This is a genomic window from Thermodesulfobium acidiphilum (assembly GCF_003057965.1).
GTDB classification, from domain to species: domain Bacteria; phylum Thermodesulfobiota; class Thermodesulfobiia; order Thermodesulfobiales; family Thermodesulfobiaceae; genus Thermodesulfobium; species Thermodesulfobium acidiphilum.
Genome location: NZ_CP020921.1, coordinates 100341 through 117715, shown reverse-complemented (window position 1 = coordinate 117715; position 17375 = coordinate 100341). Strand labels below are relative to the sequence as shown.

Here is a 17375-nt window from a genome sequence, read left to right as displayed (position 1 = left end):
TAGCTACTTTTTAAATACACTAAAAGAAGAAACCAAACCTACAACAAGACCAATTATCAGCGCAACTACAAGAAATAAGATATATGTCGTTGTCATAGAGCTCTTTTTTAGTCTCAACTTTTTTGTAGAATTCTGAAGAAGGACATCTCTCGTCAGGGGCACACCACAATTCCTGCAAAAAAATGCATCAGGTGGATTTTTAGTATTACATCTATAACAGATCTTTTCTTCTTTTCTTTTAAAGATAGTCATATTTATGAATAATAACAAAAGGAATAATTTTGTGCAATAAAGGCAATACAAACTTAGAAGGAAAAGGAAAGTTTTTTTTCTCTCCTTTTCCTTCTTTTCAAATATCTATTTTTTCTTTGCGCCCTTAACAGACTTTTTTTCAGTTTTTTTTGGTTGAACAGCTTCCTTCAAAGCCTTCCCAGCCTTAAAGCCTGGAGTCTTCATGGCAGGAATAATTATTTCTTCCTTGCTCCTTGGGTTCCTGCCCTTTCGCTCTTTTCTTTCTCTGACTTCAAAGGTGCCAAAACCAATTAACTGAACTTTCTCGTTCCTCTTAAGAGCATCCTTAATAGAGTCAAAAACGGCTTCCACAACACCTGTGCAATCCTTTTTAGTCATACCCTTACATTTTTCAGCAACTGCATTGATAAGATCTGTTTTCCTCAAAAAATTCACCTCCTTTCAAATTTAGTAGAATTCTTTTAGTGGCTTTCGAGAAGTGAGTAAATCAATTGCATCTTTTATAGAAGCTTCTTTATTTATAATTGCAAAAACTTGTTGAGCAATTGGCATATCAACTCCTAATTTTTTAGATAACTTAAAAGCTGCTTCAGACGTATAAATGCCCTCTATAATGCTGCCCAGCCTTTTCTTTATATCATCCAAAGAGTAGCCCTCAGCAAGAAGCACACCAGCTCTAAAATTCCTACTTTGAAAAGAGGTGCAACTTAACAAGAGATCGCCAACTCCAGAGAGTCCAAAAAAAGTCTCCTGTCTTGCCCCCAGTTTCAAACCAAGTCTTGTAATCTCAGCTAACCCCCTGGTTATGAGAGCAGCTTTTGAATTATCGCCGTATTTTAAACCTTTAACAACTCCTGCAGCTATAGCAATCACGTTTTTCAATCCTCCCGAAATCTCAACTCCCACCACATCATCTGTAGTATACACTCTAAAGTATGGATAGATCAATAGTTTTTGCCAATATTCGCTTTCATCTTCATGCTCTGATGCTACAACAGTCGCACAAAATTCCTTTAGAGCCACTTCTCTAGCAAAATTCGGGCCTGAAAGGACCGAATACCTTGAGGTAGGCAAGAGCTCCTTAAATATTTCAGAAACCCTTTTTAACGTACTTATTTCTATACCCTTGCCAAGATTTAAAATTCTAACAGACTCTTTAAAAAATGGCCTGAAGTCATCTATTACCTGTCTTATAGATTGAACAGGAACAGAAAAGACCACATCTTCGATTTTAGAAATTAATTTTCTATCACTAGTTGCAAAAACGTTTAGGGGTAGCTTAATACCCTTTAGATACTTTAAGTTTTCATGAAGAGAGTTTATACTATTGACAACCTCTTCGTCTCTTGCGAACAACATCACGTCACTTCTATTTGCAATTACCGTAGAAAAGGAAGTTCCCCACGTTCCCGCACCTATAACACCTATCACTTCAGCCTTAACTCCTCACCTCTTAGTAATCTTTTGATGTTATCCCTGTGTCTATATAGTATTACCAAAAAGGCAATCAAAGACACGACTTTCAGATATATAAAGCCTATCAATATCTCATATATTAACACACTTGTTGCACCAAATATAGATGCAAGAGACATTATTTTTGTTCTCTTTAAGGTTATAAACCATACGATGAAACCAACAGTTAAAGCTCCCGGATCAATGCCCAGAAAGGCCCCTGCACCAGTAGCTACACCTTTGCCTCCCTTAAAGTTCATAAAGGGTGAACTTATATGCCCAAACATTGCAGCAAATCCAACTAAAATAGCGAATATCTCAGAATTTGAGAAAAAAACAAATCTTGCAAAGAAAACCGGAAAAAATCCCTTCATAGCATCAAGAAGTCCTGCAAAAATAGCATATCTTAAACCAAGCACCCTGTATACGTTGGTAGCGCCTACATTGCCGCTTCCAACTTTTCTAAGATCGCATCCCTTTGAAAGCGCTATCCAATGCGAAAAAGGCAGACTTCCTATTATATAGGATATAATCAAAAAAAATAAATAGGGGAAAAAATTCTGAAGACTCATATTTAATCTTTGAATTCCATTCTCAAATTTATACCTCTCATACCAAGCTCTTTTTTTACTGTATTTGTTAAATATCTTAAATATGACTTTGGAACAAGATCTGAACGAACGTTTGATTTGATATGAATTTCCAGGGGAAACTTTGACTCAAACCTAACATTTCTTATTACAAGTGTTTTGTTCTCTAATGTTATAGGCCTCCTTAAGACTGCTTCCCGTATTGCCTCTAAAATATCCTTTTTGCTATAAGAGGTCATGGCCCTTTCCCAGAGATCTTTAAGATTTTCTAATACAAGGTGAACGCTTTCTCCTGTTAAAGCAGACCCAAATAATAGAGGAGAGTCCATAAACTTTAGATCGCTTTTTACGTTATTATATACGACTCCAAGAGAAGAGTGAGGAATAAGATCTTTTTTGTTTAGAAAGATTATTGAAGCGCCAGTTCTTTCGATCATCAAACTGGCAATCCTTTTGTCTTGATGAGTAACCAGACGACTTGCATCTATAACAAGAATTCCCATAGGAGCCTTCATAGCAGATATACTTCTTGAAACGCTCAATCCATCGAGCTCTTTGTCATAAGACTTTCTTCTCTTTATGCCTGCGCTATCCAATAAAAGCCAGCTTTTACCAAGTCTTCTAAATGGTTTTGCTACTACTTCTCTTGTTGTGCCTGCAAAGTTTGAAACTATAAATCTCTCCTCCTCAAGAATTGCATTGGCAAGAGATGATTTTCCTACGTTCGGAGCACCAAATATACCAAATACAATAGGGCTGGACTCTTCGAATTTTTGTCCTGTTAATTTGCTAAATATTAAGTCTTCAAGCTGATATATATTCAGGCCGTGATAGGCACTTATCTCTACCATATCTTCAATCCCAAGTAAATAAAAATCCGATAAATCAACTTTCCCTTCGCATTTATTTATTGCAAGAATCATGGGTTTATTAAATTTTCTCAAATATAAAGTTATCTCTTCGTCCACGTTGGTAAGGCCCTTTGCTTCTACTATCTGAACAATCAGATCAGACTTTTCGATAATTTTTTTAGACTTTTCGAAAGCAAGTTCAGAAAAATAATCTCCTTCGAGAACGCCTGGCAAATCCACTAAAGTTATAGCTGTTGAATCGGTATATCTAAAAATGCCTTCATGAAAGTCTCTCGTAGTTCCGGGTACAGATGAAACCATTGAATAGCTTTGTTTGAGCAATCTATTAAAAAGCGTAGACTTCCCTACATTTGCCCTACCCGCTAGAACTACAACAGGAAGTCTTTTCATAAACTCTTTAACCTACTTTCTACCTCTTCAATAATCCACTCAGGCGTAGATGCCCCTGCAGTAATTCCAATTCTCTTATATCTTGACACGCTTTCGGGCAGATCGGCAACACCCTCAACCTGATATACGTCAATATTATATGAACTCAGAGCTAAAAACAACTTTTTTGTATTTGAACTGGCTTTTCCACCTATTACGATCATAGCCTCGACTTCACCTGCTAACTCCTTTGCCGCCTCCTGCCTTTTTCTGGTAGCAAAACAAACTGTATTCGCTACCACTAGTTCCTGGGATAGTTCCACCATCCTTGATGCAATTAACTTTAACTTCTCAATTGGCTGTGTTGTCTGGGAGAGTAATCCCACCCTCTCCACAACTCTTTTGTCAAAGCTAAACTTTTCGAGATTTTCGTTTACTACAGTTGCATCCGGCGCATAGCTTAAAATCGACTGCACTTCAGGATGCTCAATTTCTCCTAAAATTACTACGCGATACCCTTCATTATAGAACTTATGTGCAATACTTTGTGCCTTTGCCACATGAGGACACGTTGCGTCTATTACTTCTATACCCAGTTTCCTGGCTCTCTCAAGAGTGTCTCGTCTTACTCCATGAGTTCTTAATACTACCACAGGAGCGTTAACCTCATCAAGGGAGTTTATTATAGTAACGCCCAATTGGGAAAGTCTATCCACTTCACGCTCGTTGTGTATTAGTGGCCCAAGCGTATTAACTCTTTGATATTTCTTTAGCGCATCCAGAACCTTCTGGTGAGCAAGCCTGACCCCATAACAAAAACCTAAAGAAGAGGCTCTTTTTATCGTCATAGCCTTAAACTATTTTTAAAACTTAGCTGGTTATCTTTTCTAAAAATAGCCTATAGCCAGCAAGCAAATCACCTAAATCAAATCTGAACCTATCTTTGTCAAAAGGCTCAAGAGTATCCTTATCCCATAGTCTCATCGAATCAGGAGTAATCTCGTCAGCCAATAATATTGAATCCTTAAACTTTCCGAACTCAAGCTTGAAGTCGGCAAGTATAATTCCTTTTTCTAAAAGAAAGTTAGAAAGAATTTCATTCACCTTGAGTGCATTCTTGTACAGCACGTCAAGATCATCAAAGGTTAAGAATCCAAGCGCAACTGCTCTATCGTCGTTTAGCATAGGATCGTGAAGCTCATCACTTTTGTAAAAAAGGTCTTTAATAGGGAACGGAAATTTTATGCCTTCCTTAAGTCCAAGATTCTTTGCAATCGAACCGGCAGAATAGTTACGTACTACTACTTCTATAGGCAGCATTGTGCACCTTTTGACCAACATTTCATTTTGGGAGATTCTCTTTACAAAGTGTGTCTTTACGCCACCCTTTTCAAGAAGATTCATTAGAATTTCTGTAATAGTTGCACATATCTCTCCTTTGCCGCCAAAGGATTCTTTTTTCACTCCATCAAATGCCGTCGCTTCATCCTTGAATCGAAAAACAACCAGATCAGGGTCTTCTGTCAAAAATACTTGCTTTCCCTTTCCTTCATACAAAAGTTCCACAAAATCATCTCCCTTAAGAGTTTAGTTATATTACTCTTGAAACTATTTCGTCTACATAACGGACAAAATATTTGTAATCGAATACACCATTTAGTTCTTCTTCGCTTAAATATGATTTTATTTCTGGATCGCTTCTAACTATTTGTTCAAAATTCATCTTTTCGTTAAACGCCTTCATTGCAAGCGCCTGAACTATTTTGTATGCCTGTTCTCTTAACATATTCTTTCTTACAAGTTCGAGAAGGAGCCTTTGAGAACATATAAGCTTGCCTCTAAAGTTAAGGTTTTCCATCATATTGTCTGGATATATTTTACAATCAGTTAGAATTTTAATCATAGTCTTAATCATATAATGAGTCAATATAGCGCTTTCTGGTATGATCATCCTTTCCACAGAGGAGTGAGATATATCTCTCTCATGCCAGAGTGCAGTATTTTCAAGAGATACTATAAGGTTGCCTCTAAGTATTCTTGACATCCCGTCAAGTCTCTCACAAAGTATTGGATTTCTCTTGTGAGGCATAGCAGAAGAACCCTTTTGGCCTTCATAAAAAGGCTCTTCCATCTCTAATACTTCAGTTTTCTGCAAATGTCTGATTTCAAGGGCAAGTCTTTCTATAAATGCTCCAATCAATGCCCATGCAGAAAATACGTTTGCGAATATATCCCTTGGTATTATCTGAGTGGATACTTCCAGGGGTCTGAGTCCAAGTTGTTCAAGGGTTAGTCGCTCTATATTTGGGTTAAGGTGAGCATAAGTTCCTACTGCACCAGAAATCTTCCCCACTGCGGCCTCTTTTGAAACATTTTGAAGCCTTTCTTTATTTCTTTTCAGTTCAAGTAAATAACCGGCAAGTTTGAATCCAAAGGTAATGGGTTCAGCGTGAACTCCATGAGTTCTGCCCACACATAAAATATCTTTGGTCTTTATAACCAGATCTTTCAAAACAGATTCCAGTTTCTCTAACTCTTGATAGATAAGGTTGTTTGCCTCTTTTATCTGCAAGCTAGTTGCAGTGTCAAGAATATCAGAAGATGTAAGCCCAAGATGAATAAATCTACTTTTTTCACCAACATTTTCTGCAAGGACGGTGAGGAATGCAATAATTTCGTGATGAACAACGCTTTCTATCTCTTTTATTCTTTTAATATCCACTTTTGCATTTGAGCGAATGGCTTTGTACGTACCTTCAGGAATAACTCCTTCTGTTTCCCATGCCTTTAAAACCGCCATTTCAATATCTAGCCACAGGTTAATCTTATTTTCTTCAGAGAATATAGCCTTCATCTCTCTCTGAGCATATCTATTAAGTTCCATAAATGCCTCCCTTACCAGTCTAACCTTACCGGTATTTTTTCTTTTTGCATAGCTATCTTTATATCTTTAATTCTAATCTCACCAAAATGCAGAACACTGGCAAGAAGCGCTGCCGAAGCCCTGGTTTTTTTGAAAACGTCTATTACGTGTTCAATTGTGCCCGCTCCGCCAGAAGCTATAACAGGAATATTTACAGCTTCAGATATCCTTTTTGTAAGTTCAATATCATAACCAGTTTTTCTTCCATCCTGATCCATACTGGTTAGCAATATTTCCCCCGCGCCTCTATCTTCCACTTCTTTTGCCCATTCAACAGCATCAAGATCTGTAGGCCTTGAACCACCGTGCGTAAAAACTCTAAACGAGTTGTTGTCCCTTTTTGCATCTATAGCCACCACCATGAACTGCCTTCCAAACGTAGTAGCGCCTTTTGTTATGAGCTCAGGATCAAAAACAGCTGAAGTATTTATCGAGACTTTATCGGCACCAGCCATAAGAAGTTCTTCCATATCTTTAAGAGACTTTATGCCACCGCCAACGGTAAAGGGAATAAAGACTTCCTTTGCTACGTCCTGGACAACTTTTAACATTATGTCCCTTTTTTCTTTTGAAGCTGTAATGTCTAAAAAAACCAGCTCATCGGCCCCTTCTCTATCATAAGTTCTTGCAAGAAGTACGGGATCGCCAGCATCTCTTAGATTTATAAAACTTATCCCTTTTACAACTCTCCCACCCTTCACGTCAAGACAGGGTATAATTCTCTTTGAGAGCATAAGGTCCTCCTCATAATTATTGTAAATCACAAAAAATTAAATATAGGCTAAACTAAAATTCTAAGGCTTGCTAATGCTTGCTACTTTAGATAGTATAGCGTTTACAAACTTATATGATTTCTCAGTTCCATAAAGTTTTGAGAGTTCTACAGCTTCATTAATCGCAATCGAAGGAGATAATTTTAAAAAATTTATTTCAAAAACTGCAATTTCCATAATAAGTCTGTCGGTTACAACCATCCTTTCCGTTGGCCAATCAACAGACAATTCGTCTAATAATTTATCAATAGCTTCTTTATTTTCAATTATTCCCTCAGCTCTTATCCTTATAAACTCAAAGTCTTCTTGTTGAATGTGTTCGCCATACCTTTGCATAAGAGAGCCAATCGTACTTTGACTGTTTATCTCAAGTTCATATAAAATCTTTAAAACTATCTCTCTTAAATATCTTAAGGATTTTTTCACTTTATGCCCATTCTTCTTTGAACGAAATTCGTATAATAATCTCCCTTTATAAAAAAGGCATTCTTCAAGACTTCTTTGTGAAAGTCTATGGTAGTTGAAATTCCCTCTATTGTCATCTCATATAACGCCCTTTCCATCCTGTTTATGGCCTTCTCTCTGGTAGGAGCGTATGCGATAACCTTTGCGATGAGCGAATCATAGTAAGGAACGATCTCAAATCCCGAATAAAGATGCGTATCGCACCTTATGCCAGGGCCACCTGGAGGAATAAATTGAGTAACCTTCCCCGGAGATGGACAAAAGTTATTACGAGGATCCTCTGCATTAATTCTACACTCTATAGCATGTCCGATAATCTTTACGTCGGCCTGAGAAAATGGAATTGGTCTATCTTCAGCAATCAAGAGCTGTAATTCTACCAGATCGATGCCAGTTACCATCTCTGTTAAAGGGTGTTCAACTTGTATCCTTGCATTAATTTCAATAAAATAAAACATCTCTTCAGGAGTAACCAAAAATTCTGCTGTACCCACTCCCACATAGCCTACCTGGTTGGCAATAGCAAGAGCAGCCTCACTTAAATCTTTTCTCAATTTTGGGCTGATAATACATGAGGGACTCTCTTCAAGAAGCTTTTGGTGTTTTCTCTGGATTGAACACTCCCTTTCAAAAAGAGAGACACAGTTGCCAAATTTGTCCCTTACAAATTGAATCTCTATATGTCTTGGCTCTGAAACATACTTTTCAAGATATAAATTACTGTTTCCAAATGCTGTTTTGGCTTCATTTGAGGCAGTTTCAAAGGAATCTTCCAGTTCTTTAAAACTCTGGACTATTCTCATACCTTTTCCACCACCTCCTGCCGCAGCTTTTAATATTAGCGGGAATCCTATCTCTTTTGCAAGTCTAAATAGATCTTCTTTTGAGGAAACAAATCCAGTTGAACCAGGAACTACTGGAACTCCAGCACTCATAGCCACAGATCTTGCAACAGACTTATCTCCAACCTTTTCCATAGCCTCAGGAGATGGTCCTATAAAGGTAATCCCAGCATCCCTACAAACCCTTGCAAATTGAGGAGATTCAGCAAGAAACCCATAGCCTGGATGCACAGCATCGCAGCCAGTAACCTCAACCGCAGAGACTATAGCCGGTATATTTAAGTAACTTCCCTTTGCACTTGCAGGCCCTATGCATATGCTTGCGTCTGCCAGTTTTACTGCAAGGCTTTCTTTATCAACCTCAGAATAAGCTAAGACAGAAAAGTACCCGTATTCCCTCAAAGCTCTAATAATTCTTAGGGCAATTTCTCCCCTGTTCGCGATCAGTATTCTTTTCATAAAGCAAAATAATTAAAATAAGTAAATTTTACAAATAGCAACCTTAGTTCAAACATTGATTCACCTCTAAAATATCAAATAAAGAATTAAATAATTTTATTGCGGTTCAACAACCATCAAAGGCTGGCCAAATTCAACAGGCATAGCATTTTCTACGAGTATTTCCTTTATAACTCCCTCTACTTCAGATTCTATTTCGTTCATAAGTTTCATTGCCTCAATAATACATACAACCTGACCTTTTTTTACGTAGTCTCCAACCTCTACAAAAGGGGGGGAGTTAGGTGAAGGGGATCTATAAAATGTGCCAACCATCGGAGATTTTATAAAAACTCCATCTGATCGAGATTTAGAATTTTGCTCCAGGCTATCTTTTTTGATTTCATCAGAAGTAGAGAAATTAGGAGCGCCAGTATCAGCTACGACTTTATGACTGCCTTCTCTTTTAAGATTTAATTTTATGCCTTCGGATTCTAAACAAAGCTCAGTAATCGAGTTTTCCTGCATAGCCTTTATTAGCTCTTTTATTTCCTCAAGATCAAAGTTAATCATGATTTTACCCTTTCAATATAAAGATTTGTTCGGGTATCCACTCTTACCACATCTCCCACGTTAATAAACAAAGGCACACTTATCACTGCTCCAGTCTCAAGGGTAGCAGGCTTTGAACCACCTTGTGCGGTATCGCCTCTTACTCCCGGCTCGGTCTCAACCACTTCCAGATCAACAGTAGTCGGAAGTTCAATATTTAAAAGCATGCCATTATAAACTATTGCGTCAACGCTTTGCTCTTCTTTAAGATAGTTTACAGCATCTCCCAAAATGTCTTTGTTCAACTCCCACTGCTCATAATTATTTAAATCCATAAAGTGGTACGTATCACCCGACTTGTAAAGAAATTGAAATGGTCTTCTCTCGACATCTGCTTCTATTATCTTGTCTTCAGATCTAAAGGTCTTTTCAAGGACAGCTCCAGTCTTTAGATTCTTTAGCTTTGTTCTGACATATGCAGCACCTTGTGCTTTTCTAGCATGTTGAAAGTAAACAACCTGATACACAGCTCCGTCAATTAAAATGTTTGTAGAATTTTTTAAGTCATTCATTGAAATTTCAGCCATATCTACACTCCCTATTTTTTAGTTTTCAAAATTATTAGTGATAATAATATTATATTAAACTATATTATTTTAAATTTAACAAAAATCTACAAAAACCAATTATTTTATTTCTCTCATTAAAAACTCATTTACGCTCCTGGCAGCACCCCTTCCTTCTGCTATAGCCCAAACAACAAGGCTTTGGCCTCTTCTCATATCCCCTGCTGCAAACACTTTTTTTACGTTTGTTTTAAAATCACCAAACTGTGCTTTGACGTTAGATCTATGATCTTGCTCAATAGAAAGCCCCTTAATAGCTTTATCCTCCGGACCCAAAAAACCCATAGCAATCAAGACCATATCAGCTTTTAACTTTTCTTCACTACCATCAATGTGCTTTGGTATAAAATTGCCTTTGTTATCTCTCTCCCATTTTACTTTAACTGTGTTAACCCAGCCAAGATTAATGCCGTCTTCTTTAGGTTCAAAACTCGTAACAGTGGTAAGATAAATTCTCGGGTCTTTTCCAAAGAGAGCTATTCTTTCTTCTTGTCCGTAATCAACTTTTAAAACTTTTGGCCACTCTGGCCATGGATTATTTTGAGATCTAATCTTTGGGGGTTCAGGAAGTATTTCTATTTGTATAACGTCTTTACACCCATGTCTGATAGCTGTAGCCACACAATCTGTGCCTGTATCTCCACCACCTATTATAATTACATTTTTGTTCTTTGCAGATATTAAGGTTGAATAATCGTTATCCAAAAGACATTTTGTATTTGATCTCAAAAAATCCACAGCAAAGTAGATTCCGTTTAGTTCTCTCCCGGGAACTCTTAGATCTCTGGGCTTTGTCGCACCACAACAAAGAACCACAGCGTCAAACTCTTCTACAAGGTCTTTTAAATGTATATCTATACCAATTTCTTCATTTGTAAAAAATTTTACGCCCTCTTCTTGCATTAAGCTGATCCTTCTCATTACGATTTTTTTGTCAAGCTTCATGTTTGGTATGCCATACATAAGAAGTCCACCAACTCTATCTGCTCTTTCAAAGACCGAAACTTCGTGACCATAAGAGTTTAAGGTATCAGCACAAGCCAGACCAGATGGACCCGATCCAACTACAGCTACTCTTTTACCGGTTCTTTTAATAACCTTTTTCTTAACAAAACCCGCAGAAAAAGCCCTTTCTATGATAGAAAGTTCGTTATTCTTAATAGTTACGCTCTCCCAATTTAAACCTTCTGTACAAGAACCCTCACAAGGAGCCGGACAAACTCTGCCGGTAAATTCAGGAAAGTTATTGGTAAAAATTAGCCTTTTATATGCCTCTTCCCATGCCTTTTTATAAATTAGATCGTTAAACTCGGGAATAAGGTTGTGAAGTGGGCATCCTGCAGTCATTCCTCCAAGAAGGACTCCTGAATGACAAAAAGGTATTCCACAATCCATACACCTTGATGCCTGAATAATTACTTCTTCTTCGCTCATAGGTATCCTAAACTCGTTAAAATCTTTAATCCTCTCAAGAGGATCTCTTTCAGAAGGGGCTATTCTTTTTTGTTCAAGAAAGGCGCCAATCTTGCCCATAAATACCTCCTAAACAATGATTAGTTACCAGAAATTCTTGACATATCCTTGATATTTTCATAGAAAGCCTCCATCAAAGCTTCATCTCCACTAAAGCCAGCATTATAAGCTTTCTCAATTGCAAGAAGCATCCTCTTATAATCTTTTGGTATTATCTTTACAAACCTCTTCTTATTTTGTTCCCAATTTGACAGAATTTGTCTGGCAAGAGAAGAATCTGTATACAGCTCGTGTTTTTCAATCATAGATCGAACCTTTTCTTCTTCAGACAAATCTTTTATAGATTCTACGTAAACAGTATTAATATTTATTTTTGCTTTAAAACTCTCATCTATATCATACACATAAGCTATTCCACCAGTCATTCCGGCAGCAAAGTTTCTTCCTGTTTTTCCTAAGCAAATCACAATACCGCCAGTCATATATTCACAACCGTGATCGCCTACGCCCTCAACAACGACGTTTGCCCCTGAATTTCTCACACAGAACCTTTCTCCCGCAACTCCTCTTATATATCCCTCTCCTGACGTAGCTCCATAAAACGCAACATTCCCTATAATTATGTTCTCATGAGCGACAAATTTTGAATTCTTCGGTGGATAAACTATTATCTTGCCACCACTTAAACCCTTTGCTATGTAATCATTTGAATCGCCTTCAAGAACAAGAGTTATCCCTTTAGGTAAAAATGCTCCAAAACTTTGACCGGCAGAACCTACAAAATTTATTTTTATAGTATCTGGAGGTAAGCCATTTAGACCATATCTCGAAGTTATTTCGCTACCGAGAATTGTCCCTACCACCCTATTGGTATTCTTGATAGGTAGAGAAATTTCAACTGGTTCTTTATTTTCTATTGCTCTTTTACATCTATCCAACAATATTCTATAATCCAGGGACTTTTCAATTGAATGATCCTGTCTTTTAGTACAATATCTTCCAACTAAAGGACCAACTGGTGGTTTTGCCAGAATTGGATCCAGACAAAGCGTTTTGGCTTTCCAGTGATCGGTTTCTATAACCTCAAGACAATCAGTTCTTCCTACCATCTCATTTACAGTTCTAAATCCCATTTGAGCCATAATTTCCCTAAGCTCTGTTGCCAAAAAATACATTAAATTAATTACATATTCAGGCTTCCCCTTGAAATACTTTCTTAACTCTGGATTCTGGGTTGCAATACCTACAGGACATGTATCAAGATTACAAACTCTCATCATCACACATCCAAGCGCTACAAGTGGCAAGGTAGCGAATCCAAATTCTTCAGCCCCCAGCATTGCTGCAATTGCAATATCTCTACCAGACATAAGTTTCCCGTCTACCTCAACGGTTATTCTATCCCTTAAATTGTTTAAAACAAGCGTTTGATGAGTTTCAGACAACCCTAACTCCCAGGGAAGTCCTGCATGCCGTATGCTGGATCGTGGAGACGCACCCGTTCCACCATCATATCCAGATATTAACACCACATCTGCTTTTCCCTTAGACACTCCAGCAGCAATAGTGCCAACTCCCACCTCAGAAACAAGTTTTACGTTGATCCTCGCCTTTCGATTGGCGTTCTTGAGATCGTGAATGAGCTCAGCCAGATCTTCGATAGAGTATATGTCGTGGTGTGGGGGAGGTGAAATAAGGCCTACTCCAGGAGTTGAATATCTTGTTTTTGCTACCCATGGATAAACTTTCTGACCAGGGAGTTGCCCTCCTTCACCAGGCTTTGCTCCTTGAGCCATTTTTATTTGAATTTCGGATGCATTTGCAAGATACAAACTATCAACACCAAATCTTGCTGATGCAACTTGTTTAATAGCACTATTTCTTGAATCACCGTTTTCATCTGGAATATACCTAGATGGATCCTCACCGCCTTCTCCAGTATTTGACTTACCACCTATTCTATTCATAGCAATAGCAAGTGTCTCATGTGCTTCTTTTGAAATTGAACCGTAGCTCATAGCACCAGTTTTAAATCTCTTTACAATGGATTCAACGCTCTCAACTTCATCAATAGGTATTGAGTTGTTTTGTTTTTTGAATCTAAAAAGTCCTCTCAAGTTCTGAATAGCGCCGCACCCTTCGTGTAAAGAGGCGGTAAAGGCTTTAAATTTTTTATAATCGCCCTCTATAACAGCCCTTTGTAAAAGATATATAGTTTCTGGCCTATAAGCGTGGTATTCACCATCATCCCTATACTGATAAATACCTCCTGGGGGTAGTATCTGATTGTTTGGTAAAAAGGCTTTGTTGTATCTTAATAGGGTTTCTTGTTTAATTATATCCAAATTTATTCCGCCAATTCTTGACGGCGTTCCTGTAAAATATTTATCGATCACCTCCTTGCCAATTCCTACGCACTCGAATATCTGAGCGCCCATATAACTTTGGAGAGTTGAAATGCCCATTTTGGAGGCTACCTTCATCACACCTTTCAAAGCTGCTTTTACGTAATTTTTTACAGCTAAATCGTATTCTATTTCTAAAAGTGATCTTTCACACATATCTTTTAGCGTGTCAAAGACAAGATAGGGATTTATAGCACTGGCCCCATAACCAATTAAACATGCAAAGTGGTGGACTTCTCTTGGCTCTGCTGACTCCAGAACTATACTAACCTTCGTTCTGGTGCCCTTTTTTATAAGATGATGATTCAGCCCTGAAAGAGCAAGAAGAGCAGGAATTGGGACGAAATCAAAACTGGCGCCTTTATCAGAAAGCACTATAACGTTTACTCCCTTTCCAATTAATACGTCTACTACTTCAAAAAGGTTATCAAGAGAAGTCTTTAGATCAGAATCTCGATTAAATAATATTGAAACTGTTTCAGATTTCAGGTTCTCATGATCGAGAGACTTTATCATCAGCATATCTGTGTTTGTAAGTATTGGATTTTTTAACAAAAGACGTCTGCAATCTTCTGGTCTTGGCTCGATAAGATTTCCTTCGCTTCCAAGAAGCATCTCGGAAGCCGTTATTATCTCTTCTCTAATACCGTCTAGCGGCGGATTTGTAACCTGGGCAAAGAGTTGTTTAAAATAGTTATATAGCAATTGTTCTTGATTAGAAAGCACTGCAAGTGGAGAATCATAACCCATTGACCCAACAGGTTCAACTCCCTGAAGTGCCATTGGTTCAATTATCTTTTTTATATCCTCATATGTATATCCGAAAGCAAGCTGCAATTGAGTCAGGGATAAATTTGAATTACTTTGTGAGAGAGATGTATTTTTAATCACTAAGTCATCAAGGGCAATCATATATTTATCAAGCCATGAAGAATACGGCTTCTCTTCGGAAATGCTCTTTTTTAGCTCTTCATCAGAGATTATTCTACCCTCAACGGTATCAACTAAAAGCATTCTTCCGGGTTTGAGCCTATCCTTGAGAACAATTTTTTCAGGATCTATATCGCACACACCAACCTCTGAAGAAAGTACTATTGTGTCATCATCCATTACATAATATCTTGATGGTCTAAGACCATTTCTATCTAAAACAGCTCCTACAATTAGTCCATCTGTAAAGACTATTGAAGCAGGACCATCCCATGGTTCCATTAAACAACTGTGATATTTGTAAAAAGCTCTCTTTTTCTCATCCATACTTTCGTGGTTTTGCCATGGTTCCGGTATCATCATCATAACCGCATGTGGCAAACTTCTACCCGTCAGGTACAACATTTCAAGACAATTATCGAACATCTGAGAATCAGAACCGTCTTCATTAATAACAGGCAAACATTTAGTAATTTCAGGAAAGACTTTAGAAGCAAAAAGCTTCTCTCTTGCCTTCATCCAGTTTATATTCCCTCTAAGAGTATTTATTTCGCCATTGTGAATTATATATCTATATGGATGAGCCCTTTCCCAGGAAGGGAAGGTATTCGTGGAAAATCTTGAATGAACCACCGCAATTGCACTTTCAAAGTCAGGGTCCCTAAGATCTTTATAATACTCTGGTACCTGTTGCGGCGTAAGCATCCCTTTATAAACTATTGTTCTTGAAGAGAGGCTACATATATAAAAAAGCAAATTGTCTTCATCAGCATACTTTATCTCTTTTTCAGCCCTTTTTCTAATAAGATAGAGCTTTCTTTCAAAATCAATGCCTCTTTTTATTAAATCAGATCTTTTAATAAATGCTTGTTTTACTACTGGTTCTTTAAGTTTCGCAACGTTTCCCAATGTTGAATTATCTGTTTCAAGCCTTCTCCAAAAAATAAGCTTTAGGCCCTCTTCTTCAACAATTTCTTCAAACTTTGATTCGAGAACCCTTATCTTTTCTTCATCTCCAGGAAAGAATATCTGAGCTACTGCATAGTCTCCCTCTTGTGGAAGATTTGGAAAAATCTTCTTAAAAAATTTATGAGGAATTTGAGCTAGTAGACCCGCACCATCACCTGTATTCTCTTCACATCCTCTTGCCCCTCTGTGATCCAGATTAACCAATATTTCCAGAGCACTCTGAACAATCTGAAAAGATTTTTTACCTTTGATGTTGGCAATAAAACCTATTCCGCATGCATCGTGTTCATAAAAGGGTTCGTACAAACCATTTGCAAAAGTCTTTCCCATCAGGTTTCTTTCTCCTCATTTCTTCAAGTATGTAAATGGCTTTATTTTATATAAATAATTACAAAAAGTGAATAGTGTAATATCATCTCGTTATGTCAAGGCTTGCATTTTAAATTAAAATAATGTATAAATATATAAGGTTTGCCGAGGTAGCTCAGTAGGTAGAGCAGAGGACTGAAAATCCTCGTGTCGCTGGTTCGATTCCGGCCCTCGGCACCATTTTATTGGGGAATCGTCTAACGGTAGGACGCATGGCTCTGGACCATGTAGTGGTGGTTCGAATCCATCTTCCCCAGCCAGTTAGTTTGTGGCCCTATCGTCTAGTGGACCAGGACGCCGGGTTCTCAGCTCGGTAACTGGGGTTCGAATCCCCATAGGGCTACCATTTTTTTAGGGGGAAAAATGAATGAATTTTTTAAAGTGATTGGAAGAGTAGTATCGAACCTGAAAAAGGGTTCAAAAATTCCACCGGACGGCTATAGTGGTGAGATCCATGTGTTTGAAGAGTTTGAAGCTGGACTTAGAGGTATAGAAAATAATTCTTTTTTAGTATTAGTAGCGCTCTTTGGAACTCCTTCAGATAAGCCTCTTTTGGTTTATCCAAGAGGAGATTTTAGCCAACCTCTGACGGGCGTATTTTCTCTAAGAAGTCCTGTTAGACCCAACCCTATTGCGCTAGATACTGTAGAACTAATAAAAAGAGAGCAAAATATTTTAAAAGTTTCAGGCCTAGACTTCTATGACGAAACACCAATACTCGATATAAAATCATATTCTCCTTTTAATGAAATTATCCTAAGCGCTACACAGGAAAAGAGCTTCATCTTTACAAAGTTAAGCGTTGAGGAGAGAAGAGAGCTTTTAATCGGCTTTATAAAGAAGTCCCTTGGCAACATTTCTCAAGACTCAATTGAAGCTATAGAATTTTTTCTCGAACTTATAAATAAAAATACGGTAATAAGAAGCAAGAAAACAAGATACAAAGTAAAAGGTAGTCTAAAATTTCTCGAGGCAGTGGTGCTTATTAGTGGAGCAACCATACACTCTGATAGACTCGAGTACGAATTTGACAAATGCAACAAATTAGAAATTATCCCCTCACCCCTATAAC

The 17375-nt window shown here is 37.7% G+C and carries 16 protein-coding genes and 3 tRNA genes; 4 read left to right on the top strand and 15 right to left on the bottom strand.

What is annotated here, in order from left to right; all coding sequences use genetic code 11:
- Window positions 1-3 precede the first annotated feature (3 nt).
- From TDSAC_RS00580 to gltB, 15 genes are all read right to left on the bottom strand, one after another.
- The gene (locus TDSAC_RS00580; RefSeq protein ID WP_150130258.1) at window positions 4-252 is read right to left on the bottom strand and encodes a hypothetical protein; all 249 of its coding nucleotides are present in this window, start codon (window positions 250-252) and stop codon (window positions 4-6) included.
- Window positions 253-357: 105 nt separating this feature from the next.
- Window positions 358-678, bottom strand: a complete 321-nt coding sequence (locus TDSAC_RS00575) for an HU family DNA-binding protein (protein WP_108307870.1) — start codon at window positions 676-678, stop codon at window positions 358-360.
- Window positions 679-699: 21 nt separating this feature from the next.
- Window positions 700-1683, bottom strand: a complete 984-nt coding sequence (locus TDSAC_RS00570; protein WP_108307868.1) for an NAD(P)H-dependent glycerol-3-phosphate dehydrogenase — start codon at window positions 1681-1683, stop codon at window positions 700-702.
- Window positions 1680-2279, bottom strand: a complete 600-nt coding sequence (plsY, locus tag TDSAC_RS00565) for a glycerol-3-phosphate 1-O-acyltransferase PlsY (RefSeq protein WP_108307866.1) — start codon at window positions 2277-2279, stop codon at window positions 1680-1682. The genes TDSAC_RS00570 and plsY overlap by 4 nt, the downstream gene beginning before the upstream one ends.
- A gap of 2 nt (window positions 2280-2281) precedes the next feature.
- Window positions 2282-3559: a ribosome biogenesis GTPase Der gene (der, locus tag TDSAC_RS00560; RefSeq protein ID WP_108307863.1), complete on the bottom strand. Its 1278-nt coding sequence runs from the start codon at window positions 3557-3559 to the stop codon at window positions 2282-2284.
- Window positions 3556-4386, bottom strand: coding sequence for a 4-hydroxy-3-methylbut-2-enyl diphosphate reductase (gene ispH / locus TDSAC_RS00555; RefSeq protein ID WP_108307860.1), 831 nt, complete (start codon window positions 4384-4386; stop codon window positions 3556-3558). Before ispH ends, der begins: the two co-directional genes overlap by 4 nt.
- 22 nt (window positions 4387-4408) lie before the next feature.
- On the bottom strand, window positions 4409-5104 hold the full coding sequence (gene purC, locus TDSAC_RS00550) for a phosphoribosylaminoimidazolesuccinocarboxamide synthase (protein ID WP_108307858.1): 696 nt from the start codon (window positions 5102-5104) through the stop codon (window positions 4409-4411).
- 25 nt (window positions 5105-5129) lie between these two features.
- Window positions 5130-6422 carry an adenylosuccinate lyase gene (gene purB, locus TDSAC_RS00545; protein ID WP_108307855.1) on the bottom strand — a complete coding sequence of 431 codons (1293 nt, stop codon included), beginning with the start codon at window positions 6420-6422 and terminating at the stop codon, window positions 5130-5132.
- Window positions 6423-6433: 11 nt separating this feature from the next.
- Window positions 6434-7195 (bottom strand): imidazole glycerol phosphate synthase subunit HisF, encoded by a 762-nt coding sequence (hisF, locus tag TDSAC_RS00540; protein ID WP_108307853.1) that lies wholly within the window; start codon window positions 7193-7195, stop codon window positions 6434-6436.
- Window positions 7196-7255: 60 nt separating this feature from the next.
- Complete coding sequence (gene nusB, locus TDSAC_RS00535) at window positions 7256-7660, bottom strand: transcription antitermination factor NusB (RefSeq protein WP_108307850.1); 405 nt, start codon at window positions 7658-7660, stop codon at window positions 7256-7258.
- Entirely contained in the window at window positions 7657-9000 is a 1344-nt protein-coding gene (accC, locus tag TDSAC_RS00530; protein WP_108307848.1) for an acetyl-CoA carboxylase biotin carboxylase subunit, read from the bottom strand. The genes nusB and accC overlap by 4 nt, the downstream gene beginning before the upstream one ends.
- A gap of 96 nt (window positions 9001-9096) precedes the next feature.
- The gene (accB, locus tag TDSAC_RS00525; protein WP_108307846.1) at window positions 9097-9552 is read right to left on the bottom strand and encodes an acetyl-CoA carboxylase biotin carboxyl carrier protein; all 456 of its coding nucleotides are present in this window, start codon (window positions 9550-9552) and stop codon (window positions 9097-9099) included.
- Complete coding sequence (gene efp / locus TDSAC_RS00520) at window positions 9549-10118, bottom strand: elongation factor P (protein WP_108307844.1); 570 nt, start codon at window positions 10116-10118, stop codon at window positions 9549-9551. The genes accB and efp overlap by 4 nt, the downstream gene beginning before the upstream one ends.
- Window positions 10119-10217: 99 nt before the next feature.
- Complete coding sequence (locus TDSAC_RS00515) at window positions 10218-11690, bottom strand: glutamate synthase subunit beta (RefSeq protein ID WP_108307839.1); 1473 nt, start codon at window positions 11688-11690, stop codon at window positions 10218-10220.
- A 20-nt stretch (window positions 11691-11710) separates the two neighbouring features.
- Window positions 11711-16264, bottom strand: a complete 4554-nt coding sequence (gene gltB / locus TDSAC_RS00510) for a glutamate synthase large subunit (protein WP_108307837.1) — start codon at window positions 16262-16264, stop codon at window positions 11711-11713.
- Window positions 16265-16407: 143 nt separating this feature from the next.
- Here gltB and TDSAC_RS00505 point away from each other — a divergent pair.
- From TDSAC_RS00505 to tsaA, 4 genes are all read left to right on the top strand, one after another.
- Window positions 16408-16483 (top strand) — tRNA-Phe (locus TDSAC_RS00505).
- 6 nt (window positions 16484-16489) lie between these two features.
- A tRNA-Gln gene (locus tag TDSAC_RS00500) sits at window positions 16490-16563 on the top strand.
- Between the two features lie 10 nt (window positions 16564-16573).
- Window positions 16574-16649: transfer RNA gene (locus TDSAC_RS00495), tRNA-Glu, on the top strand.
- Between the two features lie 17 nt (window positions 16650-16666).
- Window positions 16667-17374, top strand: a complete 708-nt coding sequence (tsaA, locus tag TDSAC_RS00490; protein WP_108307835.1) for a tRNA (N6-threonylcarbamoyladenosine(37)-N6)-methyltransferase TrmO — start codon at window positions 16667-16669, stop codon at window positions 17372-17374.
- Window position 17375 lies beyond the last annotated feature (1 nt).

Excerpts from the sequence above, each read along its gene's own strand:
- TDSAC_RS00580 (WP_150130258.1), bottom strand. The coding sequence starts at position 252 with ATGACTATCTTTAAAAGAAAAGAAGAAAAGATCTGTTATAGATGTAAT.
- plsY (WP_108307866.1), bottom strand. The coding sequence starts at position 2,279 with ATGAGTCTTCAGAATTTTTTCCCCTATTTATTTTTTTTGATTATATCC.
- der (WP_108307863.1), bottom strand. The coding sequence starts at position 3,559 with ATGAAAAGACTTCCTGTTGTAGTTCTAGCGGGTAGGGCAAATGTAGGG.
- ispH (WP_108307860.1), bottom strand. The coding sequence starts at position 4,386 with ATGACGATAAAAAGAGCCTCTTCTTTAGGTTTTTGTTATGGGGTCAGG.
- purB (WP_108307855.1), bottom strand. The coding sequence starts at position 6,422 with ATGGAACTTAATAGATATGCTCAGAGAGAGATGAAGGCTATATTCTCT.
- hisF (WP_108307853.1), bottom strand. The coding sequence starts at position 7,195 with ATGCTCTCAAAGAGAATTATACCCTGTCTTGACGTGAAGGGTGGGAGA.
- accC (WP_108307848.1), bottom strand. The coding sequence starts at position 9,000 with ATGAAAAGAATACTGATCGCGAACAGGGGAGAAATTGCCCTAAGAATT.
- accB (WP_108307846.1), bottom strand. The coding sequence starts at position 9,552 with ATGATTAACTTTGATCTTGAGGAAATAAAAGAGCTAATAAAGGCTATG.
- efp (WP_108307844.1), bottom strand. The coding sequence starts at position 10,118 with ATGGCTGAAATTTCAATGAATGACTTAAAAAATTCTACAAACATTTTA.
- TDSAC_RS00515 (WP_108307839.1), bottom strand. The coding sequence starts at position 11,690 with ATGGGCAAGATTGGCGCCTTTCTTGAACAAAAAAGAATAGCCCCTTCT.
- gltB (WP_108307837.1), bottom strand. The coding sequence starts at position 16,264 with ATGGGAAAGACTTTTGCAAATGGTTTGTACGAACCCTTTTATGAACAC.
- tsaA (WP_108307835.1), top strand. The coding sequence starts at position 16,667 with ATGAATGAATTTTTTAAAGTGATTGGAAGAGTAGTATCGAACCTGAAA.